Source organism: Pseudothioclava alba, from assembly GCF_033100795.1.
Taxonomy (GTDB): Bacteria; Pseudomonadota; Alphaproteobacteria; order Rhodobacterales; family Rhodobacteraceae; genus Pseudothioclava.
Genome location: NZ_JAWLVI010000004.1, coordinates 152,482 through 171,339, shown reverse-complemented (window position 1 = coordinate 171,339; position 18,858 = coordinate 152,482). Strand labels below are relative to the sequence as shown.

The 18,858-nt window shown below is 64.0% G+C and carries 19 protein-coding genes and 1 tRNA gene; 8 read left to right on the top strand and 12 right to left on the bottom strand.

Going from position 1 to position 18,858, the window contains the following annotated elements; genetic code table 11:
* Position 1 precedes the first annotated feature (1 nt).
* Positions 2–157 (bottom strand): hypothetical protein, encoded by a 156-nt coding sequence (locus tag RYZ20_RS10835; RefSeq protein ID WP_317673352.1) that lies wholly within the window; start codon positions 155–157, stop codon positions 2–4.
* A 115-nt stretch (positions 158–272) separates the two neighbouring features.
* Here RYZ20_RS10835 and RYZ20_RS10830 point away from each other — a divergent pair.
* The 6 genes from RYZ20_RS10830 to RYZ20_RS10805 all read left to right on the top strand — a co-directional run bounded on the left by RYZ20_RS10830 (position 273) and on the right by RYZ20_RS10805 (position 4,748).
* Positions 273–347 (top strand) — tRNA-Thr (locus tag RYZ20_RS10830).
* Between the two features lie 606 nt (positions 348–953).
* Positions 954–1,457: a type III secretion system chaperone family protein gene (locus RYZ20_RS10825; protein ID WP_317673350.1), complete on the top strand. Its 504-nt coding sequence runs from the start codon at positions 954–956 to the stop codon at positions 1,455–1,457.
* A gap of 28 nt (positions 1,458–1,485) precedes the next feature.
* Positions 1,486–2,298: a pyrroline-5-carboxylate reductase gene (gene proC / locus RYZ20_RS10820; protein ID WP_317673348.1), complete on the top strand. Its 813-nt coding sequence runs from the start codon at positions 1,486–1,488 to the stop codon at positions 2,296–2,298.
* Entirely contained in the window at positions 2,295–2,630 is a 336-nt protein-coding gene (locus RYZ20_RS10815; protein WP_317673346.1) for a tRNA-binding protein, read from the top strand. The genes proC and RYZ20_RS10815 overlap by 4 nt, the downstream gene beginning before the upstream one ends.
* Positions 2,630–3,571: a 2-hydroxyacid dehydrogenase gene (locus tag RYZ20_RS10810; protein WP_317673344.1), complete on the top strand. Its 942-nt coding sequence runs from the start codon at positions 2,630–2,632 to the stop codon at positions 3,569–3,571. The genes RYZ20_RS10815 and RYZ20_RS10810 overlap by 1 nt, the downstream gene beginning before the upstream one ends.
* 58 nt (positions 3,572–3,629) lie before the next feature.
* The gene (locus tag RYZ20_RS10805; RefSeq protein ID WP_317673342.1) at positions 3,630–4,748 is read left to right on the top strand and encodes a beta-ketoacyl-ACP synthase III; all 1,119 of its coding nucleotides are present in this window, start codon (positions 3,630–3,632) and stop codon (positions 4,746–4,748) included.
* Here RYZ20_RS10805 and RYZ20_RS10800 read toward each other — a convergent pair.
* Positions 4,745–6,349 (bottom strand): GMC family oxidoreductase, encoded by a 1,605-nt coding sequence (locus tag RYZ20_RS10800; protein WP_317673340.1) that lies wholly within the window; start codon positions 6,347–6,349, stop codon positions 4,745–4,747. The genes RYZ20_RS10805 and RYZ20_RS10800 overlap by 4 nt on opposite strands.
* 66 nt (positions 6,350–6,415) lie before the next feature.
* Here RYZ20_RS10800 and RYZ20_RS10795 point away from each other — a divergent pair, with 66 nt between their 5' ends.
* Positions 6,416–7,360 carry a LysR family transcriptional regulator gene (locus RYZ20_RS10795; protein WP_317673338.1) on the top strand — a complete coding sequence of 315 codons (945 nt, stop codon included), beginning with the start codon at positions 6,416–6,418 and terminating at the stop codon, positions 7,358–7,360.
* On the opposite strand, the gene RYZ20_RS10790 is transcribed toward RYZ20_RS10795, so the two are convergent.
* The gene (locus RYZ20_RS10790; RefSeq protein ID WP_317673336.1) at positions 7,357–7,935 is read right to left on the bottom strand and encodes a thymidine kinase; all 579 of its coding nucleotides are present in this window, start codon (positions 7,933–7,935) and stop codon (positions 7,357–7,359) included. The genes RYZ20_RS10795 and RYZ20_RS10790 overlap by 4 nt on opposite strands.
* 203 nt (positions 7,936–8,138) lie before the next feature.
* On the opposite strand from RYZ20_RS10790, the gene RYZ20_RS10785 reads away from it, so the two are divergent.
* On the top strand, positions 8,139–8,600 hold the full coding sequence (locus tag RYZ20_RS10785; protein WP_317673333.1) for a hypothetical protein: 462 nt from the start codon (positions 8,139–8,141) through the stop codon (positions 8,598–8,600).
* Here the strand turns inward: RYZ20_RS10785 and RYZ20_RS10780 are convergent.
* The 9 genes from RYZ20_RS10780 to RYZ20_RS10740 form a co-directional block, all read right to left on the bottom strand.
* On the bottom strand, positions 8,597–9,943 hold the full coding sequence (locus tag RYZ20_RS10780; RefSeq protein ID WP_317673331.1) for a DEAD/DEAH box helicase: 1,347 nt from the start codon (positions 9,941–9,943) through the stop codon (positions 8,597–8,599). The genes RYZ20_RS10785 and RYZ20_RS10780 overlap by 4 nt on opposite strands.
* Before the next feature lie 55 nt (positions 9,944–9,998).
* Complete coding sequence (dtd, locus tag RYZ20_RS10775; RefSeq protein WP_317673329.1) at positions 9,999–10,448, bottom strand: D-aminoacyl-tRNA deacylase; 450 nt, start codon at positions 10,446–10,448, stop codon at positions 9,999–10,001.
* Positions 10,445–11,374 carry a carbohydrate kinase family protein gene (locus tag RYZ20_RS10770; RefSeq protein ID WP_317673327.1) on the bottom strand — a complete coding sequence of 310 codons (930 nt, stop codon included), beginning with the start codon at positions 11,372–11,374 and terminating at the stop codon, positions 10,445–10,447. Before RYZ20_RS10770 ends, dtd begins: the two co-directional genes overlap by 4 nt.
* Positions 11,375–11,458: 84 nt before the next feature.
* Positions 11,459–12,592: a TFIIB-type zinc ribbon-containing protein gene (locus RYZ20_RS10765; protein WP_317673325.1), complete on the bottom strand. Its 1,134-nt coding sequence runs from the start codon at positions 12,590–12,592 to the stop codon at positions 11,459–11,461.
* 7 nt (positions 12,593–12,599) lie between these two features.
* Positions 12,600–13,712 (bottom strand): SPFH domain-containing protein, encoded by a 1,113-nt coding sequence (locus RYZ20_RS10760; protein WP_317673323.1) that lies wholly within the window; start codon positions 13,710–13,712, stop codon positions 12,600–12,602.
* Positions 13,713–13,722: 10 nt separating this feature from the next.
* Positions 13,723–14,691 carry a DUF2927 domain-containing protein gene (locus tag RYZ20_RS10755; protein ID WP_317673321.1) on the bottom strand — a complete coding sequence of 323 codons (969 nt, stop codon included), beginning with the start codon at positions 14,689–14,691 and terminating at the stop codon, positions 13,723–13,725.
* A complete protein-coding gene (locus RYZ20_RS10750; protein WP_317673319.1) occupies positions 14,692–15,858 on the bottom strand; it encodes a toxic anion resistance protein in 1,167 nt (388 codons plus the stop codon).
* Positions 15,859–15,880: 22 nt separating this feature from the next.
* Positions 15,881–16,786, bottom strand: coding sequence for a 5-bromo-4-chloroindolyl phosphate hydrolysis family protein (locus RYZ20_RS10745; RefSeq protein WP_317673317.1), 906 nt, complete (start codon positions 16,784–16,786; stop codon positions 15,881–15,883).
* 209 nt (positions 16,787–16,995) lie between these two features.
* Positions 16,996–18,810: a pseudouridine synthase gene (locus RYZ20_RS10740; RefSeq protein WP_317673315.1), complete on the bottom strand. Its 1,815-nt coding sequence runs from the start codon at positions 18,808–18,810 to the stop codon at positions 16,996–16,998.
* Positions 18,811–18,858: the final 48 nt, after the last annotated feature.

The following is an 18,858-nucleotide window of genomic DNA, read 5'->3' as shown; positions in this document are numbered from 1 at the left end:
GCTACTCGCCCTCTTTTGCCCCGTCATCGGTCTTGCGCGCGCGTGTTTGCGCCTTGCGCCGCTGCAGATTCGCCCGCAGCGCGGCACGCAAACGCTCTTCGCGCTCGATCTCGGACCGTGATTTTCCGTTGCCGGACTGGGATTTTTTCTCGTTCATGTTCTTCTCTCTATAGGGTTCGAAAATTCGTGTCGAGAGAAGTCGAGATTTGTGCTTGCGCCCCTCGGCGAATACCGCTAAATCCCCGCCCACGGTCGAAACGGACCGCGCCGGTGCTGTGGTAGCTCAGTGGTAGAGCACTCCCTTGGTAAGGGAGAGGTCGAGAGTTCAATCCTCTCTCACAGCACCATTATCCTCTTAAAATCAATGCCCAGATCTTAGCTAAGCATCTGTAAATGCTCTCGTTTTTCTTCAGGCTCGTCTTCGGGCTAAGCACGGGTGTTGATCAAATTGCTGACCAAGAGAATCCCTTATACGTTTAACCGTCATGGTTATTACTATTGGCGAATGGAGATGCTCTGGTTTGGCTTCTTTGCGGCTGGGCTGATGTATCTACTGTAGTGCTAGATGCGTTTGGCATTGGATGCTCCGGGTTGGGCCGGATCCCCGACGACGAGGACATCGGCACCGTGACCACGGATGTCTGGGCGCGTTCCGTGACCGTCGGGTTGTCCCATCCATTCCTTGCACCGAATATTCCAATCTTGCGCCTCTTTATCGCAGGACGAAGGCGGTTTCTTCAGCGCGTAGCGCCTCATATTGGCATGATCTCCCCCATCTATCCCCAGATTTTGTGGCGGCCTCCCGAGTTATCCACGACAATTTGCTTTACAGGTGGCGGTTTTGGGAACACGATATATTGTATGCACGGCGCGCTGCCACGCGCCAGTTAGTGCAGTCACCAAGGGTTAGGGGGTGTGATCCCCTTGGCGCAAAGAGCAGGGGGATTGGGGCAATGGCACTGAGCGAGGACTTCCTGTCGTTCGAAGATCTGCATCCGATTGATGTGGTCGAATATCTGGCCGAGGCGCATGAATGGGAATTCGACCGCGTCACCGAAGACCAGATCGCGATGACGGTCGAAGGACAGTGGCGCACCTATTCCATCACCCTGGCGTGGTCCGCACAGGACGAGACCCTGCGGCTGATCTCGACCTTCGAGATGGACCCGCCGACCGACCGGCTGCCGGTGCTGTTCGATATTCTGAACCGCGCGAATGACATGTGCTGGACGGGCGCGTTTACCTATTGGCACGACCAGCGCCTGATGGTTTGGCGCTACGGGCTGCTGCTGTCGGGCGGGCAGGTTCCGGCTCCTGACCAGATCGACCGGCTGATCGGCGCGGCGGTCATCGCATCCGAGCGCTTTTACCCCGCGTTCCAGCTTGGTTGCTGGGGCAATGAAACGCCCGAGGCCGCGATGCAGGTCGCCATTGCAGAGGCTTACGGGCGCGCCTAATCTGCACCCCGACGACAAAGGGGGTTTCATGGATTTTTCGGATATTGCAATGCGCGGCCTTGTGCTTCTGGGCTGTGGCAAGATGGGCTCGGCTATGTTGCAGGGCTGGCTGTCGAATGGGCTGCCCGCAACCAGCGTCTATGTGCTGGACCCGCATCCTTCGGACTGGCTTAAGGCGACGGGGGTTCATCTCAACGCAGGTCTGCCCGAGGCGCCGGCGGTGGTTCTGCTGGCGGTCAAGCCGCAGATGATGGGTGAGGCGCTGCCGCAACTGGCTGCGATGGGCGGTGGCAAGACGCTGTTCGTGACGGTGGCTGCTGGTATCACGATTGAGACCTACGCGCGGCTTTTGGGGGGTGATACGCCGCTTGTGCGCGCGATGCCGAACACGCCGGCGGCGGTCGGGCGCGGGATTACCGCGATTGTCGGTAACACCGTCGCGACGCCTGCGCATCTGGATCTGGCCGAGGCGCTGTTGCTCGCGGTGGGGCAGGTCGTGCGGCTGGAGGACGAAGGCCAGATGGATGCAGTCATCGGCGTTTCCGGCTCCGGTCCGGCCTATGTGTTCCACCTGATCGAGACGATGGCCGCCGCCGGTGTCGAGCAGGGGCTTTCGCCCGAACTGGCCATGCAGCTTGCCAAGACGACGGTTGCGGGGGCGGGAGAACTGGCTGAAAAATCCGACGACAGCCCCGCGCAACTGCGTATCAACGTGACCTCGCCAGGTGGCACAACCGCTGCGGCGCTTGAGGTGCTGATGGAGCCGGAGACCGGTTTCCCAGGGCTTCTAAGCCGCGCGGTCGCCGCCAATATCAAACGCAACCGGGAGCTTGCCGGATGACCATCTCCTTCGACGATTTCCTGAAGGTCGATATCCGCGTGGGGCAGGTGGTTCAGGCCGAGCCCTTCCCCGAGGCGCGCAAGCCCGCGATCAAGCTCTGGGTCGATTATGGCCCCGAGATCGGGGTGAAGAAAAGCTCGGCTCAGATCACGGTGCATTATGCGCCCGAAGATCTGGTCGGGCGGCGCGTGATGGGGGTGGTGAACTTCCCTCCGCGCCAGATCGGGCCGTTCATGTCCGAGGCGCTTGTGCTGGGGGTGCCGGATGAGGCCGGCGAGGTGGTGCTGCTGGTGCCCGACAAGGATGTCCCAATCGGCGGGCGCATGTTCTGATGCGCCTGCTTGTCACGCGGCGCCAGACCGCAACTGTCGAGGCAGCGATCGCGGCGGAATTTGATGCCGAGTTCCGCCACGATCCGACGCCGTTTTCGGTGGCGGACGCCCGCGCCGCGATGGCCGGGTATGATCTGATCCTGCCGACCTTGGGTGACGCTTTCCGCGCCGAGGCATTTGAGGGCACCCTGCGCTGCAAGCTCTTGGCGAATTTCGGGGTGGGCTATAACCACATCGACGTGGCGGCTGCGCGGGCGGCGGGTATCGCCGTGACCAACACGCCCGGTGCCGTGACCGATGCGACTGCCGACATCGCGATGACGCTGATCCTGATGAGCGCGCGCCGTGCCGCCGAGGGGGAACGGCTGGTGCGCTCGGGGCAGTGGACGGGGTGGCAGCCGACGCAGATGCTGGGCCTTCATGTCTCGGGCAAGCGGGTCGGGATTATCGGCATGGGCCGGATCGGCAAAGCTATCGCGAAGCGCTGTCATTTCGGCTTCGGGATGGAGGTTGTCTTTTGCAATCGCTCGCCCGTGGCGGAACCGGGCTGCCCGGCGACGCAGGTCTCGTTTGCAGAGGCGCTAAAGGCGGACATCGTGGTGATTGCGGTGCCTGCGACAGCGCAAACGCATCACCTGATCGACGCAGGCGCACTTGCACAAATGCAACCTCATGCGCATCTGATCAACATCGCGCGCGGGGACATCTTGCAAGAAACCGATCTTATCGCCTGTTTGCAGGCGGGCGGGATTGCCGGGGCCGGGCTTGATGTCTACGAGTTCGAACCGCGCGTTCCAAAGGCGCTGATCGGGCTTGATAACGTCACTTTGCTGCCGCATCTGGGCACCGCCGCCGAAGAGGTGCGCACTGCGATGGGGATGATGGCGCTGGATAATCTGCGCGCATTCCGTGACGGCAACCCTCCGCCGAACCTGCTTTGAGAACTTGACCTTTGCGGCAACGGGGCAAAGACTCCGCGAAAGCCCCGTGGAGGATAAGATGTTCAAAGTTGCGATCACCGGAACCGGCGTTTTTACCCCGCCAGAAGCCATCAGCAACGATGAGCTGGTGGTCGCGTTCAATGCCTATGCCGACCGCGTGAACGCTGCGAATGCCGAGGCGATTGCGGCGGGCAGCGTTGAGCCGATCCCGCATTCGTCGAGCGAGTTCATCTTCAAGGCGTCCGGCATCGAAAGCCGCTATGTGATGAACAAGTCGGGCGTTCTGGACCCTGCGCGGATGTATCCCGAGTTCCGCCAGCGCTCGGATGACGAGCCGGGGATCATGGCGGAAATGGCGCTGCGGGCCTGCGAAACCGCGCTGGCCAATGCGGGGCGCAAGGGGGACGAGATTGATCTGGTGATCTGTGCCGCCTCCAATATGGAACGCGCCTATCCGGCGATAGCGATTGAAATTCAAAAGCTTCTGGGCGCGGGCGGCTTTGCCTTCGACATGAACGTCGCCTGTTCCTCGGCGACTTTCGGGATACAGGCGGCGGCGGATATGATCCGTGCGGGATCTGTCCGGCGCGCGATCGTGGTGAACCCTGAAATCACCTCGGGGCATCTGGAATGGCGCGACCGCGATTGCCACTTCATCTTTGGCGACGTGGCCACCGCGACGGTGATCGAACGGATGGAGGACGCCACGCACGGGTTTGAAGTCCTCTCGACCCGCTGCGCGACCGAGTTCTCGAATAACATCCGTAATAACAATGGTTTCCTGCGCAAAACCCGCCCCGATGGCATGGCGGACCGGCGCGACATGCAGTTCATGCAAGAGGGCCGCAAGGTGTTCAAAGAGGTGCTGCCGATGGTCTCGGCGCATATCCTTGGCCATCTGTCCGAGGCGGGTATCGAGGCGGGCAGCCTAAGGCGCCTCTGGCTGCATCAGGCCAACAAGACGATGAACGATTTTATCGGCCGCAAGGTGCTGGGGCGCGATCCGGTCGAGGGAGAGCAGCCCAATATCCTGCAAGATTACGCGAATACCTCGTCGGCAGGGTCGATCATCGCGTTCGACACCTATTCCGGCGATCTGGCGGCGGGCGAGACGGGGCTGATCTGCTCTTTCGGCGCAGGATACTCGGTCGGCTCGGTCATTGTGCGCCGGTTCTAGCGCGCGGCCCGCTTGATCAGGTCTGCGCCACGCTCGGCGATCATGATCGTGGGCGAGTTGGTGTTGCCCGAGGTGATCGTCGGCATCACCGAGGCATCGACCACGCGCAGCCCCTCAATCCCGCGCACCCGCAGTTCGGGGTCGACGACCGAGGCCGCATCCGCCCCCATCCGCGCCGTGCCGACAGGGTGGAAGATCGTCGAGGCAATATCGCCCGCGCCCTCGGCCAGTTGCGCGTCGGTTTCGTAATTCGGGCCGGGTTTGAACTCTTCGGGGCGGTATTTCGCCAAAGGTTCTTGCGCCATGATCTTGCGCGCCAGCCGGATCGAGCGGGCCGCGACCAGACGGTCTCCCTCGGTCGAGAGGTAATTCGGCTGGATGTCAGGGTGCACGTTCGGATCGGCCGAGGTGATGCGGATATGCCCGCGGCTTTCAGGACGCAGGTTGCACACGCTGGCGGTAATCGCGGGGAAGGGATGGGGCGCCTGGCCAAAGGCCTCAAGCGAGAGCGGCTGGACATGGAACTCCAGATCTGGCGTCGCCATCTGATCCGAGGAATAGGCGAAGGCGCCAAGCTGGCTGGGCGCCATTGACATCGGACCCGAGCGTTTGAGCACATATTCCAGCCCGATCTGCGCTTTGCCGATCAAGGAGTTCGCCATTGTGTTCAGGGTCTTGACGCCCTGCACCTTATAGGCGCAGCGGATTTGCAGATGGTCTTGCAGATTGCCGCCGACACCCGCGTTTTCATGCACAACCTCAATGCCAAGCCCATTCAGATGCGCGCCGTCGCCAATGCCCGAAAGCTGCAAAATCTGCACCGACCCGATAGAGCCGGAGGACAGGATCACCTCGCCGCTGGCGCGCGCCATCGCGGGCTGACCCTTCAGGTTAAAGCGCACACCGCTGGCACGTTTGCCCTCGATGATCAGCTTTTCAGCCTGGGCATGAGTGACGACGCGCAGGTTCGGGCGGCCTTGGGCGGGGCGCAGAAAACCCTTGGCCGTGCTCCAGCGCCAGCCGTTGTGCTGGTTCACCTTGAAATAGCCCACCCCGTGATTGTCGCCGGTGTTGAAATCATCCGTCGCGGGCAGGCCTGCGGCAATCGCGGCCTCTTTCCACGCGTCCAGAATGTCCCACCGCAGGCGCTGGTTCTCGACCCGCCAGGGGCCGCCTTGCCCGTGCAGGTCGTCCGAGCCTGCGTAATAATCCTCGGACTTGCGGAAATAGGGCAGCACATCGTCCCAGCCCCAGCCGGTATTCCCAAGCTGGCGCCAATGGTCGTAGTCCGCCGCCTGACCGCGCAGGTAAAGCATCCCGTTGATCGACGAACACCCCCCCAGCACCCGCCCGCGCGGATAAATCAGCGACCGCCCGTTCAGCCCCTCGCAGGGCGAGGTGCGATAGCGCCAGTCGGTGCGCGGATTGTCGATGCAATACAGATAGCCGACGGGGATATGGATCCAGTGGTAGTTGTCCTTGCCGCCCGCCTCCAGCAGCAGAACCTTTTTCGAGGGATCTTCGCTTAGCCGGTTCGCCAGCACGCAACCCGCCGAGCCTGCGCCCACGATGACATAGTCATATTCGCCCAGATCCTGCATCTCACTCCCCCGAAAACCGGTCTCATCTGTCTGCGCTATTTAATCGCGCCTCCCCCCGTGATAGGAATGACTAAATTTGCACATATGCTGTCTGTTTTTGCGCGAGGGGCGATGAGCGGCTTTGACTGGGAAGATCTGCGCTATTTTCTTGAGACCGAGCGGGCGGGGCGCCTGTCGCGTGCGGCGCGGCGGCTGAAGGTGAGCCATACCACCGTTGCGCGGCGGATCGAGCGGCTGGAGGCCTCGCTGAAAACGCGGCTTTTCGACCGTGGCGATGACGGGATGGTGCTGACGGCGGCGGGGGCGGAAATTCTGCGCCATGCGGTCGCGATGGAGGCGGCCTCGCAGGCGATCGAGGATCATTCGGGCGCCTCGCTAGAGGCACTCTCGGGCACCGTGCGGGTGGGCGCGCCCGATGGCTTTGGCAATGCGTTCCTGTCGCGGATGCTGCCGCATCTGCTGGCGCGCGAACCGGAGCTGACGGTCGAACTGGTGCCGGTTCCCGTGAATCACAAGCTGTGGAAGCGTGACGTTGATATAGCAATCAGCCTTGAGCGCCCCGAGACAGGGCGCCTCGTGATGCGCAAGCTGCTGGATTATGACCTGCGCATCTACGGCGCGCCCGCGCTGTTTGAGGAGCGCGAAGTTCCCACCACGCGTGCGGCGCTAAGCGCGTTTCCTTTCGTCGGCTATATCGACGATCTGATTTTCACCCAAGAACTTGATTTCAATTATCAAATCGACCCGGATTTGCGCGTTTCCTATAAGGCCGCGACCGTCAAGGCGCAGTTCGATGCGGTGCGTGCGGGGGCGGGGCTGGGGGTGCTGCCGTGCTTTATGGCGAATAACGCGGGGCTGGTGCCGGTGATGGCGGACGACATCCCCTTTACCCGCAGTTATTGGCTGCTCTTCCCCGAGGATTACCGCAACGTCGCGCGCATCCGCTATGTCTGCGATTTTATCGCCGCCGAAACGCTGGCCCATCAGGCCGAGTTCACCTTCCGGCCCTAGGCGCCCATTTCCGCGCGCCAGTGGCGGCGACAGAGCGACACATAGGTCTCATTGCCGCCGATCTGGACCTGGTCGCCATCGCGCAGCGCTTGCCCGTCCGGCCCCTTGCGCACGACCATCGTCGCCTTCTTGCCGCAATGGCAGATCGTGCGGACCTCGCGCATCTCGTCGGCCAGCGCCAGAAGCGCGGCAGAGCCGGGAAACAGGTTGCCCTGAAAATCGACCCGCAGCCCGTAGCACATCACCGGCACGCCAAGGTCATCGACCGCGCGCGCCAGTTGCCAGACTTGCTCTTTGCTCAGGAATTGCGCCTCGTCGATGAACATGCAGGCGCAGGGGGCGGCGGCCAGTCGCTCTTCGATCACGCGGAACATATCGGTGCTGGCGTCAAAGGTGGCCGCATCCTCGCCGATGCCGATGCGGCTTGCGATCCGGCCCTCGCCCGCGCGCGCATCAAGGCGCGCGGTCATCAGCAAGGTCTGCATCCCGCGTTCGATATAGTTGTGCGAGGCTTGCAAGAGGATCGTGCTCTTGCCTGCGTTCATCGTCGAGTAGTTGAAATAGAGCTTGGCCATAGGGCCGCAATAGCGCGCCCGGTGCCTCCGTTCAAGCAAGACGGCGGAGGCGCCAGGTTCCTCCGCCCAACCTTAGAACTTTTTAAACCACTGCTCACTCATACGCGTCGGTCTGGCCCCTCCGAGGCTTGAGTGATGACATGAGGCGGCTGGCGGGCTAATGGGAAAGGGTGTGGTGATTTCCCCCTGTAAGGAGGCGTGGCGTGGCGGATCGTGTCGGTGGCTATCTGAAGAAACATACCGAGGCGCTGGTAAAGGCGATCGGGATCGAGCGGGCGGCAGAGATCTGCGGCAAGTCAAAGGCGACGCTCGGGCGGTATTACTCGATGGATGCCGAGAACGCCGATCGCTTCATGCCGGTCGATGTGGTGGCCCATCTGGAGGAGGCCGCAGGCTACCCGCATGTCACGCAGGCGCTGGCCGATCTGACGGGGGTGACGCTGTCCTTCGATGACGAGCGCCGCAACGAGGACGAGGGGCATCTGAACTCGGACATCGTGGCGCTGAGCCAGCGGTTTGCGATGCTGATGAGCGAGTATCACATCTCAATTCAGGACAACACAATCACCATCAACGAGGCAAAACGCCTGCTGTCCGAGACGCAGGCGCTGCAAAAAGTGCTACTGGATATCAAGCTGCATCTCGAAGACGAGACGACGCATTAACCGCGGCGTTTAGGCGGCGCGTTGCCGCCTGCGGCTTTGGGCGGGCCGTTGCGGCGACGCTTGGGCTTGGCCGCTTTGGGCGCCGAAGGGGCCGCCGATTGTGCCTCACCTGTGGGCTTTTTCTTTTTCTTCGGGCGGGATTTCTGCTGCTGATCGCGGCGGTTCTGCTGGCTCGCGCGCGAGCGCGCGCCGGGGCGCATCCCTTCGGGGTCTTCGTGCGGGGTGCCGCCGATCACCGGGATTTTCGCCTTCATCGCCTTTTCGATTTCCAGCAGGTCGCCCATTTCCAAAGGCGCACAGAAGGCAACGGCGCGGCCATGACGGCCCGCGCGCGCGGTGCGCCCGATCCGGTGGACATAGTTCTCGGGCACATTCGGCAGGTCGTAGTTATAGACGTGCTCGACCAGCGGAATATCAAGCCCGCGCGCCGCGACATCGGTCGCCACCAGCACCTCAAGCTCGCCCGCGCGGAACGCGGCCAGCGCGCGCTCGCGCTGGTTTTGCGACTTGTTGCCGTGGATCGCGCCGACCGACCAGCCCCAGTTCTCCAAGAGCTTCGCCAGCTTGTCCGATCCATGCTTGGTGCGCGAAAACACCAGCGCGTGCTCGCCCTTATGCTCGCCCAGATATTGCGCCAGCAGCGTGGCCTTTTCCTTTTGCGTGGTGAAATGCACGCCCTGTTCGATCTTGTCGACGGGCTTACCGGCGGGCGAGGCCTCAACGCGGATCGGATCGGTCAGATAAGAAGATGCGAGTTCCTCCATCAGGGGCGGCATCGTGGCCGAGAACAGAAGCGTCTGGCGTTCGGCCGGAATAAGTTTCGCGATCTTGCGCAGCGCGTGGATGAAGCCGATGTCGAGCATCTGGTCAGCCTCGTCCAGCACCAGATAGCTGGTCTCCGACAGCACCAGCGCGCGGCGGTCCAGAAGGTCCAACAGGCGTCCGGGCGTTGCGATAAGCACATCGACCCCGCGCGCCAGCCCTTGTTCCTGTTTGTTCAGCGAGGCGCCCCCCACAACGCGCTGGATCGACACGGGCGCGCCATCGGCGAACTGGCCAAGGCTCTCGTGGATCTGGTTCGCAAGCTCGCGCGTGGGGGCCAGCACCAGCGCGCGCACGGTTTTCGGGCGCGGGCGCTTGCCGTAATTGATGATGCGCGTCAGCATCGGCAGGCCGAAGGCGGCTGTCTTGCCGGTGCCGGTTTGCGCCAGACCCAGAAGGTCGCGCCCCTTCACCACATGCGGAATTGCCTTGGACTGGATCGGCGTCGGGCGGGTAATCCCGATCTTGCCGAGGTTTTCCAGAAGCACGGGCGCAAGGCCAAGGTTATCAAAGTTTTCCACGGGCGGCTTTCATTAGCAAAGGACCAGACCCCCTTGCGGGAGCGCGCCCGTTAAGTCAAGCGCGGTCCGCTGTATCCAGCCAGATCGTGACCGGTCCCTGGTTCAGCAGACTTACATTCATATCCGCGCCGAACTCGCCATTCGCCACTTGTAGCCCCAGCTTGCGCAGCGCCTCCGAGAAGTGCTGATACAGGCGTTCCCCCACCTCGGGCGGGGCGGCATAGGAAAACCCCGGTCGGTTCCCGCGCGAGGTATCGGCGGCCAGCGTGAACTGGCTGACGACCAGACAGTCCCCGCCGATGTCGGTGACAGACAGGTTCATCTTGTCGGCGTCATCCTTGAAGATGCGCAGCTTGGAAATCCGCGCGGCCAGCTTGTCGGCCTCGGCCTCGGTGTCGCCCTGCATCGCGCAGACGAGGATCATCAGCCCTTGGCCGATCTCGCCGGTGGTGCGGCCCTCGACCTCGACCTTCGCGTGCGAGACGCGTTGCAGCAATGCCCTCATGCGACCAGCTCCGCGCGCGTGGGCGGGTTGGCGCCCGCGCGGCTGACGGTGACGGCGGCGGCGCGCACGCCAAGGGTCAGGGCGGCCTCGATCAGCGCGGCATCCGCGTTTGCAACTGCCTCTTTCGACAGCGCGCCAGCCTCTTCCAGCGCGGCCAGAACGCCCGCGTTGAACGTGTCGCCCGCGCCCACGGTATCAACCACCTCGACCTTGCGGGCGGGGGCAAAGACGGAATGCGCGGCGCTGAACCCATGCGCGCCCTTCGCGCCTTCGGTGATGCAAACAAGCTTCGGCCCCTTCGCCAGAAGCGCGCGCGCCAAGGGTTCGATCTCGCCTTCGCCCATCAGCCAGACAAGGTCTTCATCCGAGAGTTTCACAATATCGGCCACCGCGATCATCCGGTCCAGCCGCGCACGATAGGCGGGTTCGTCCTTGATGAAACCGGGGCGGATATTCGGGTCGATCATCGTCAGCTTGCCGCGGGCCGCTTCGCGCAGCATCAGCGCCTCGTAGGTGCCGCCACAAGGGTCAACGGGCAGCGAGATGCCGCCAAAGAACAGCGCTTTGACATCGGGCAGGTCGGCGGGCAGATCGGCGGGCACCAGCATCCGGCCGGCGGTGTTCTCATCGTAGAACGCATAGCTCGCGTGGCCATTGACCAGTTTGACGAAGGCCAGCGTCGTGGGCCGGTCCGAGCGGATCGCGAGCGAAGTATCGACGTTCGACTGCGCAAGGGCCGCCTCAAGAACCTCCCCCATCAGGTCGGTCGAGATGCCGGACAGAAACCCCGCCTTCGCCCCGAGCCGCCCAAGTGCGATGGCAGTATTGAACACCGCGCCACCCGCATAGGGCGCAAAAGCGGCCTCGCCCGCGCGCGTTTCACGCGGCAGCATGTCGATCAGCGATTCACCACAGCTCAGGATCATAGGGGCCTCCGGTTCCGTCGGGTATGTTTGCGCTAACAGCCGTTACACCCTTAGCAGCCTCGGGACAATCGCTTTTGCGCGGAGTTAATTCAAGGCGCCAGTGTCATACAGGTATTTCAGATAGGCCGACCCGCCCGCAACCATCAGCCCCAAAGCCACCGCCAGTGCGATCTTGATGGCCGACCACGGGCGGTCGCCGCGCACCTGCCCTGTCTGAGCATTGACCACAAACCGGTAGCTGCGCCCGCGGTATTTGTAGGCGGCGGTCCAGATCGGCAAAAGGACGTGCTTGAAGGTCTCGTCGGTGAATTGCGGCTCCATCTGCGAGATGCGCTGCTCGTCGCCGCCAATGTCGCGGCGGACATCCGACTGGATCACATGGACCATCTCGGCGCGAGCCAGATGGTGCCCTTCCAAGAGTTCGACCGTATAGCCTTCGGCCTCGAACCCCGCCAGATAATCGGGGCGGTAAGGTTTGAGGTCCGACAGATCCCAGGGCCGCAACGCCGCCACATACTCGGGCGGCAGCGAGCGCGCGGCATAGACCAGCACGTCATCGAAGGCGCGCGCAACCCGCCCCGAGACCGAGCGCCAGCGGATTTTGCGCACCTGCTCGCGCCGCGTTTCCGACCGGCCATCCACGCGGACGGTGCGGGTGCGGGTCTCGTAATAATAGTCGCCGCGCTGTCCGGCGTAATCGGTGCGCGTGTCGGCGTCAAAGGTCCAGAACGGCGCGTAAATGCCGCGCATCCGGCGCCCCTTGCGCGCATAGTCCGACAGCCCCGAGGGCGCGAACCACAGCCCCTTGAGCCAGCGGCTCAGCGCCTTGCGCGCGGCCTCTTCGGTCAGGGCAAAAGGCACCACGCCTTGCGGTTTGATCAGCCGCCTTGTGCCGGTGTCGGTGACCACGGGCGTCGCGCAATAGGGGCAGTCGGTGGCGTGGGTCTCGCCCTGAAACTCAATGCTGGCGCCGCAATTCGGGCAAGAGGTGGTGCGCTGTTCCTCGGTCTCCGAGGCGGGCAGGCGCGCGGCCAGACCATCGGCAAGCGCGAGTTCCGTCAGCACGGCTGTGCCTTGGCCTGTTGCCTGCGGGATGTCCTGCACATGGCCGCAATAGTCGCAGACAAGCCGCGTTTGACCGGGCGCGAAACGCAGGTCCGCGCCGCAGGACTGGCAGGGGTAGTGATGCTCGCCGCTGACGGGCGCAGGCGTTGTCATGGGGCGATCAGGCCGCGGGCGGGGGCGGTGGCTGGATGGTGAAAAGCTGCGCCAGTTCCGCGATCTCTCCCGCCGCGATCCAGCCGTCCTGACCGGGGGTCCAGACCAGCGTTTCGCGTGTCAAAGACCCGTCCGCCGCCATCCGGCCCAGATGTCCGCGCCCGAAGGGACCGGTGGCCGCGCCGCTGGCTGCGACATGCCAGACCTTCTCGACCGCAGGCGGCAGGGGGGGCGGGGCGATCTGCTGCGGGGCAGAGGCGGCGGGGGAGGCGCCCCAAGGCCCGCTTGCCTGCACTATCTGTTGCCCGAACCCAAGGCCAAGCCCTGCGCCAACTGCAGCGCCCACGCCGGACCCCGGCTGCGCCAGCCCTTCGGCGGCGTTGAACTGCATATAGCCGCGCAGATCACCGACGATCCCCATCGAGGTGCGCTTGTCGAGCACCGCTTCGACCGCCTCGGGAAGCGAGATATTCTCGATGTAGAATTCGGGGATCGAGAGGCCGTAATCCGCGATCACGGGTTTAATCGCCTTGGCGATCATCTTGCCAAGCTCGGCGGTATTACCCGCCATATCCAGAATCGGTATCCCCGAGGTCGCGATCACGCGGCTGAACGCCTGCACGATCACATTCCGGATCTGGAAGCTGATCTCGTCAGCGGTGAACTCGCCGTCTGTGCCGACGATCTCGGCCATGAAGCGGGCAGGATCGGCGGCGCGCATCGAATAGGTGCCAAAGGCGCGGATGCGCACCGGGCCGAACTCGGGGTCGCGACAGATGATCGGGTTCTTGGTGCCCCATTTCAGGTCGTTGAACCGCGTCGTGTTGACGAAATAGATCTCGGATTTGAAGGGCGAGCGGAAGCCGTGGTCCCAGTGCTGGAGCGTGGTCAGCACCGGCATATTGTTGGTCTCCAGCATGTAAAGGCCGGGGCCGAAGACATCCGCGATCTGGCCTTCGTGCACAAACACGGCCGCTTGCCCTTCGCGCACCGTCAGCTTGGCACCGTATTTGATCGCGTGGCCTTCGCGCTCGAACCGCCAGACCATTGTATCGCGCGTGTCATCGACCCAGTGGATCACGTCGATGAATTCGCCGGTCAGGAAATCGAGAATGCCCATCGGAGCCTCCTTAACTGTCTCCGCCCATCAGTTCGGCGGCAATCATGTGAACAATCGGGCGCGCCTCGGCCTCGGTCATGCCGGGCTTGAGGCGCGGGTCGTAAAGCATCTGCAACAGCATCTCGTCATGGCGCGTCAGCAGCGCGAATTCTTCGTCGTCGTTAAAGATCGAGGGACGCGCGCGGGGGCTATCGTTGGCCAGCCCCATCCCCTGCGCCAGTTCTTCGTGGATGCATGAGGTGCGCAGCAGATCGGGGTGTTCGCCGCGAATGACCGCGACGACATTGCTATATTCGGGCGAGTTGCCCTCGGAAAAGGCAAAAGCGACGCAGAAGGTCGAGGGCGCAAGCCCCGCGATGGCGCGCACCGATGCCTCGTCGATGCCCGGCACGATCTGGCGCAGGCGCGGGCCGATGGCGCGACGCTCGTCCTCGTTCACGATCAGCACGGTGAAATTGCCGCGCCCGTAGCCAAGCCGGACCGGATGACCGCTGGCGCGCGCAAGCTGCCCCGCGTAGGCGGAAATGGCGGCGCGGTCGGCCTTGCGCTGCGCGGGCGGAACCGAGGTGCCAAACTCGACGCTCATCCGCACGGGCCGCGTCCAGCGCCGCAGCCGCGAGGCGCTTTGCTCGGCGACGAAATTGCCGTTGCGGGCGGAATATTCGTCATAAAGCGCGATGCGGATGAAATTCTCGGCCAGTTGGCGGGAGTTGAACGGCGCGTCGCGCGGGGCAACATCCTGGCGCAAAAGTCCCTGACCAACAAGCGTCGCCTCGATCCGTGCCAGATAATCCGACATCGCCTGCGAGGATTCCGAGCGCGGTGCTCCATCGTTCAGCGGTGCGTCAGGCGGGGGGGGAGATGTGCTTGGTGCGCCGCTTCCCAAGGGTGAAAAAGGCGGGCCAACACAGCCGGCAACAAGGGCCGCCAGCGCAAGCGCCAGCCCCCCTTTGCGCCAGGACAAGGCCCGCCCGCGCATTCAGGCGGCTCCGCCGGTTTGACGGGCCTTGGCCGAGGCGAGCGTGTCGCGCAGCTTCGCTTCCATCTCGATCAGATCCTTTTCGGCGGCGGCGCGGTTGCGCTTGCCTTCGTCGGCGATGCGCAGGCTGTCCTCAATCGAGCCGATCAGCTCGGCATTGGCGGTCTTGATCGCCCCGATGTCAAAGACGCCGCGCTCCATTTCCTCGCGCACGACCTGATTGGCCTGCCGCAGGTTCTTGGCGTTCGCGGTCAGCAATTCGTTGGTCAGGTCGTTCGCATCGCGCACGGCCTCGGCCGCCTCGCGCGAGCGCTGGATCGTGACCGCCTGCGCCAACTGGGTCTCCCACAGCGGCACGGTGTTCACCAGCGTCGAGTTGATCTTGGTGACGAGCGATTTGTCGTTTTCCTGCACCAGCCGGATCGAAGGCAGCGATTGCATCGTCACCTGACGGGTGAGCTTCAGATCATGCACGCGGCGCTCCAGATCATCGCGGGCCGAGCGCAGATCGCGCAGTTCTTGCGCGCGCATCACCTTGTCGGCCTCGGGCGCGGCCTCGACGGCGGCTTCGCACGCGGGGATATCTTTCGCGTCGATCTCGGCCAGCTTTTCCTCGCCCGCGGCGATATAAAGCGCGAGTTCGTCATAGAAATTCAGCGTCTTGTCATAGAGCACATCCAGCGACTTGATGTCTTTCAAAAGCGTATGCTCATGCCCCAGCAGGTTGTCGGTGATCTTGTCGATCTGGCCCTGCACCTCTTCGAAGCGGGCAAGAAAGCTGGCGAAGGGGGCGGCGCGACCCAAGAGCTTTTCCCACCAGCTCCGCTCGCGCCGGACGTCAAGCTCGGACACCGAGAACCCGCGCAGCGTAGTCACGATCTGGCGCAGGCTGTCACCCGCAGGGCCGACGTCCTTGTTCTTCACATCGGCCAGCATCGCCTGAGAGATTTGCTGCAACTCACCCTGCGCGCGGGCGCCGAAATGCACAATGGACCCCGTGTCGCCCAGATCAATTTCGGCCATGCGGGCGCGGATTTCGGCGCTCGTCGCCTCGGGGGCTTCGGCCAGCGGCACGATGGCGCCGGTCGGTTCGGGCAGGACGACCGCCGTTACGCTTTCGATCTCGGCCAGCGCGGCGGCGGCTTTTTCGCGGGTTGTTTCGGTCATCATTGGCCCTCCTTCGGGTCGCTTAATCTTTACGGGTTACAGGCGCCATTGCCAGCCCCTCGCGGGCGAGCCTGTCGCGCAAAACGTCGATCTCGATGTCCAGCCCGTCGCGCCCGTCGGCAATCAGCGCGCGGGTGCGGGCGGTGTAATTCGCTTCCATATCGTCCAGCAGCGCCTCGTAGGCATCGCGCGCCGAAGGATCGCGGGTCTGCGTCCAGAGGTCTGCAAACTTGACCGAGGCATCGCGCGCGCCCATCAGATAGACCCCCATGTAGCGCCGTGCCGAGGACAGGTCGCCGGGGTCTTCCTCGACCACGCGGAACATCTCGCGCGCGGTGGTGGTGAAGCGGTCGATGCGGGCCAGAAGGGCGTGGTCGCCCGTGCGGGTGATCGCGTCGCGCATCGCGGCAAGGTGCTTCTCGCCCTCGGCCACAATGCGCAACACGCGGTCTTGCTGGAAGGTGTCGACGCCTTCCATGCCCTTGCTTTTCAGCGGATCAAGACCAAAGGCCAGAAGGCTCAGCACCGCGCCTACCGCGCCAACAGTGATCGCGCCGATCAGCCCCATTTCCGGCGCCTGTGCGCCAAGCCCCAGCCCCGCGCCAAACAAGATTGCGCCGAAAATCTTGCGCGGGAAGGCGGGTTTGCGCGCTTTGCTTCGCGCGTCAAAGGCGGCCTCGGTCCGCAGCCCTTCGCGGGTCAGCATCGCGCCCGCGCCGATCAGGGCAAAAGCACCAAGCGCACGGATCAGCCCGACCAGCCCGTCACCAAAGGCTGTCAGCAGGAAGGGCGCGGCGGCAAGGGTAATCCAGAACGGCCGCCCCTCAAGGCGGTGCTTCAAAGGGGCAGGGGGGCGCTTGTCGATCTCGCGTCCGGCAAGGTCGCGCTTGGGGGAGGGGCTATACTGCCCGCCGAACCGTTCAGCCATATGCCCTATACCCCGCCGGTCAATGCAACGGTCAGGGTCAGGCCGAGAACCAGATAGAAGGCGATGCGCTGCATGGCCGTCTTGGACATCATACCCCCTCGCGGGGCGCAACAAATACCCCGACGCCATATGTATAGGTAGCAAAACGCCCCCGCGCTAGGGCGGGGGCGTGAAAAACCGATGACAGGCAAGAATTTGCGCGTGCCGCGTTACGAGCGCGGTTTCGGGCCGCGCGGGCCGCCCGAGTGCGGTTTGAAGCCGCCTGCGCGGGGTTTGCCGCCCATCGGGCGATCTCCGCGCGGACGGTCGTCACGGTCGCGGCCGCCAAAGCCTTTGCCAGCGGGTTTGCCGCCGCCGAATTTATCGCCGAACTTGCCGCGCGGCTTTGCATCGGACTGGCTGCGGAAGCCGTCGGATTTATACCGCTTCTGACCGTCGCCTTTGGGGGCGCCATCCTCGCGCGGCGGGCGCGGGGCTTTGCGGTCATCCGCGCTCCAGCGTTCCTTGCGGGGGCGGTCGCCTTGCGGGCGATCGTCGCTGTCGCGGCGCGGCTGATAGGGCTTTTTGTCGCCAAAGCTCTTGCGCTCGCCACCATCGCGCGAGCCGAAGTCGCGCTTGCCGAAGCCGCCCTTGCGCTCGTCACCGTCACGAGCGGGCTTGTCGCCCCAACGCGGCTTCGAGGGACGCTCGCCACCATCGCGCGATCCGAAGTCACGCTTGCCGAAGCCGCCCTTGCGCTCGTCACCGTCGCGAGCGGGCTTGTCGCCCCAACGCGGCTTCGAGGGTCGCTCGCCACCATCGCGCGATCCGAAGTCACGCTTGCCGAAGCCGCCCTTGCGCTCGTCACCGTCGCGAGCGGGCTTGTCGCCCCAACGCGGCTTCGAGGGACGCTCGCCACCATCGCGCGAGCCGAAGTCACGCTTGCCGAAGCCGCCCTTGCGCTCGTCACCGTCGCGGGCGGGCTTGTCGCCCCAACGCGGCTTCGAGGGACGCTCGCCACCATCGCGCGAGCCGAAGTCGCGCTTGCCGAAGCCGCCCTTGCGATCATCACCGTCGCGCGAGGGGCGATCACCGAAGCGGGGTTTGCGCGGACGATCCTCACCGTCGCGGTCTGCAAAATCACGCTGGCGGCCAAAGCCTTTGCGCTCGCCGCGATCATCCCCGTCACGGTCGCGACGCGGCGGTTTGTCACCGAACCCACGACGCGCAGGGCCGTCGCGGCGGTCATCCGAGCGGCCACGGGGACCGCGGGGCGCCTCTTCCTCTGGCCCTTCGCCGGTCAGCAGGCGGTCGCCAAGCTGGTCGCGCAGCACCTTGCGGCGGATTTCCATCACGTCGCCCGCCTTCATGTCATTCAGGCGGAACGGACCGTACGAGATACGGATCAGGCGGTTCACCTGCAGGCCGATCTCGGCCATCGCGCGACGGATCTCGCGGTTCTTGCCTTCGCGGATGCCGACGGTCAGCCAGCAGTTCGCGCCTTGCTGGCGGTCGATGGTCACTTCCATCGGCTGGAAGTCCTCGCCGTCGATGGTGATGCCGTCGCGCAGCGGGTCAAAGGTGGTGTCCACGGGGCGACCGTTGATGCGCACGCGGTATTTGCGCAGCCAGCCGGTCTCGGGCAGTTCAAGACGACGCTTCAGCCCACCGTCATTGGTCAGCAGCAACAGCCCTTCGGAGTTAAGGTCAAGGCGGCCAACGTTCAGCACGCGCGGCATACCCTCGGGCATTTCGTCGAAAATCGTGCGGCGGCCTTGTTCGTCCTTCTCGGAGGTAATCAGCCCGAGCGGCTTGTAATACAGCCACAGCCGCGTTTCCTGCGGCGCGTCGATCGGTTTGCCGTCGATGGCAACCTTGTCCTTCGGGGCCACATCCAGCGCGGGCGAGTTGATCGCCTTGCCGTTCACGGATACGCGGCCAGCGAGAATCATTTTCTCGGCGTCGCGGCGCGAGGCATAGCCGGAGCGCGCGATAACCTTGGCAACGCGTTCGACGGATTGGGGTTTTTCTGTGGGGGAGGTCATATCATCCATGTCCTTCTAGGGGAGGGGGCGCGCGATCATCGCGGGCGA

Excerpts from the sequence above, each read along its gene's own strand:
- RYZ20_RS10835 (WP_317673352.1), bottom strand. The coding sequence starts at position 157 with ATGAACGAGAAAAAATCCCAGTCCGGCAACGGAAAATCACGGTCCGAG.
- RYZ20_RS10825 (WP_317673350.1), top strand. The coding sequence starts at position 954 with ATGGCACTGAGCGAGGACTTCCTGTCGTTCGAAGATCTGCATCCGATT.
- proC (WP_317673348.1), top strand. The coding sequence starts at position 1,486 with ATGGATTTTTCGGATATTGCAATGCGCGGCCTTGTGCTTCTGGGCTGT.
- RYZ20_RS10815 (WP_317673346.1), top strand. The coding sequence starts at position 2,295 with ATGACCATCTCCTTCGACGATTTCCTGAAGGTCGATATCCGCGTGGGG.
- RYZ20_RS10810 (WP_317673344.1), top strand. The coding sequence starts at position 2,630 with ATGCGCCTGCTTGTCACGCGGCGCCAGACCGCAACTGTCGAGGCAGCG.
- RYZ20_RS10805 (WP_317673342.1), top strand. The coding sequence starts at position 3,630 with ATGTTCAAAGTTGCGATCACCGGAACCGGCGTTTTTACCCCGCCAGAA.
- RYZ20_RS10800 (WP_317673340.1), bottom strand. The coding sequence starts at position 6,349 with ATGCAGGATCTGGGCGAATATGACTATGTCATCGTGGGCGCAGGCTCG.
- RYZ20_RS10795 (WP_317673338.1), top strand. The coding sequence starts at position 6,416 with ATGACTAAATTTGCACATATGCTGTCTGTTTTTGCGCGAGGGGCGATG.
- RYZ20_RS10790 (WP_317673336.1), bottom strand. The coding sequence starts at position 7,935 with ATGGCCAAGCTCTATTTCAACTACTCGACGATGAACGCAGGCAAGAGC.
- dtd (WP_317673329.1), bottom strand. The coding sequence starts at position 10,448 with ATGAGGGCATTGCTGCAACGCGTCTCGCACGCGAAGGTCGAGGTCGAG.
- RYZ20_RS10770 (WP_317673327.1), bottom strand. The coding sequence starts at position 11,374 with ATGATCCTGAGCTGTGGTGAATCGCTGATCGACATGCTGCCGCGTGAA.
- RYZ20_RS10765 (WP_317673325.1), bottom strand. The coding sequence starts at position 12,592 with ATGACAACGCCTGCGCCCGTCAGCGGCGAGCATCACTACCCCTGCCAG.
- RYZ20_RS10760 (WP_317673323.1), bottom strand. The coding sequence starts at position 13,712 with ATGGGCATTCTCGATTTCCTGACCGGCGAATTCATCGACGTGATCCAC.
- RYZ20_RS10755 (WP_317673321.1), bottom strand. The coding sequence starts at position 14,691 with ATGCGCGGGCGGGCCTTGTCCTGGCGCAAAGGGGGGCTGGCGCTTGCG.
- RYZ20_RS10750 (WP_317673319.1), bottom strand. The coding sequence starts at position 15,858 with ATGACCGAAACAACCCGCGAAAAAGCCGCCGCCGCGCTGGCCGAGATC.
- RYZ20_RS10745 (WP_317673317.1), bottom strand. The coding sequence starts at position 16,786 with ATGGCTGAACGGTTCGGCGGGCAGTATAGCCCCTCCCCCAAGCGCGAC.
- RYZ20_RS10740 (WP_317673315.1), bottom strand. The coding sequence starts at position 18,810 with ATGACCTCCCCCACAGAAAAACCCCAATCCGTCGAACGCGTTGCCAAG.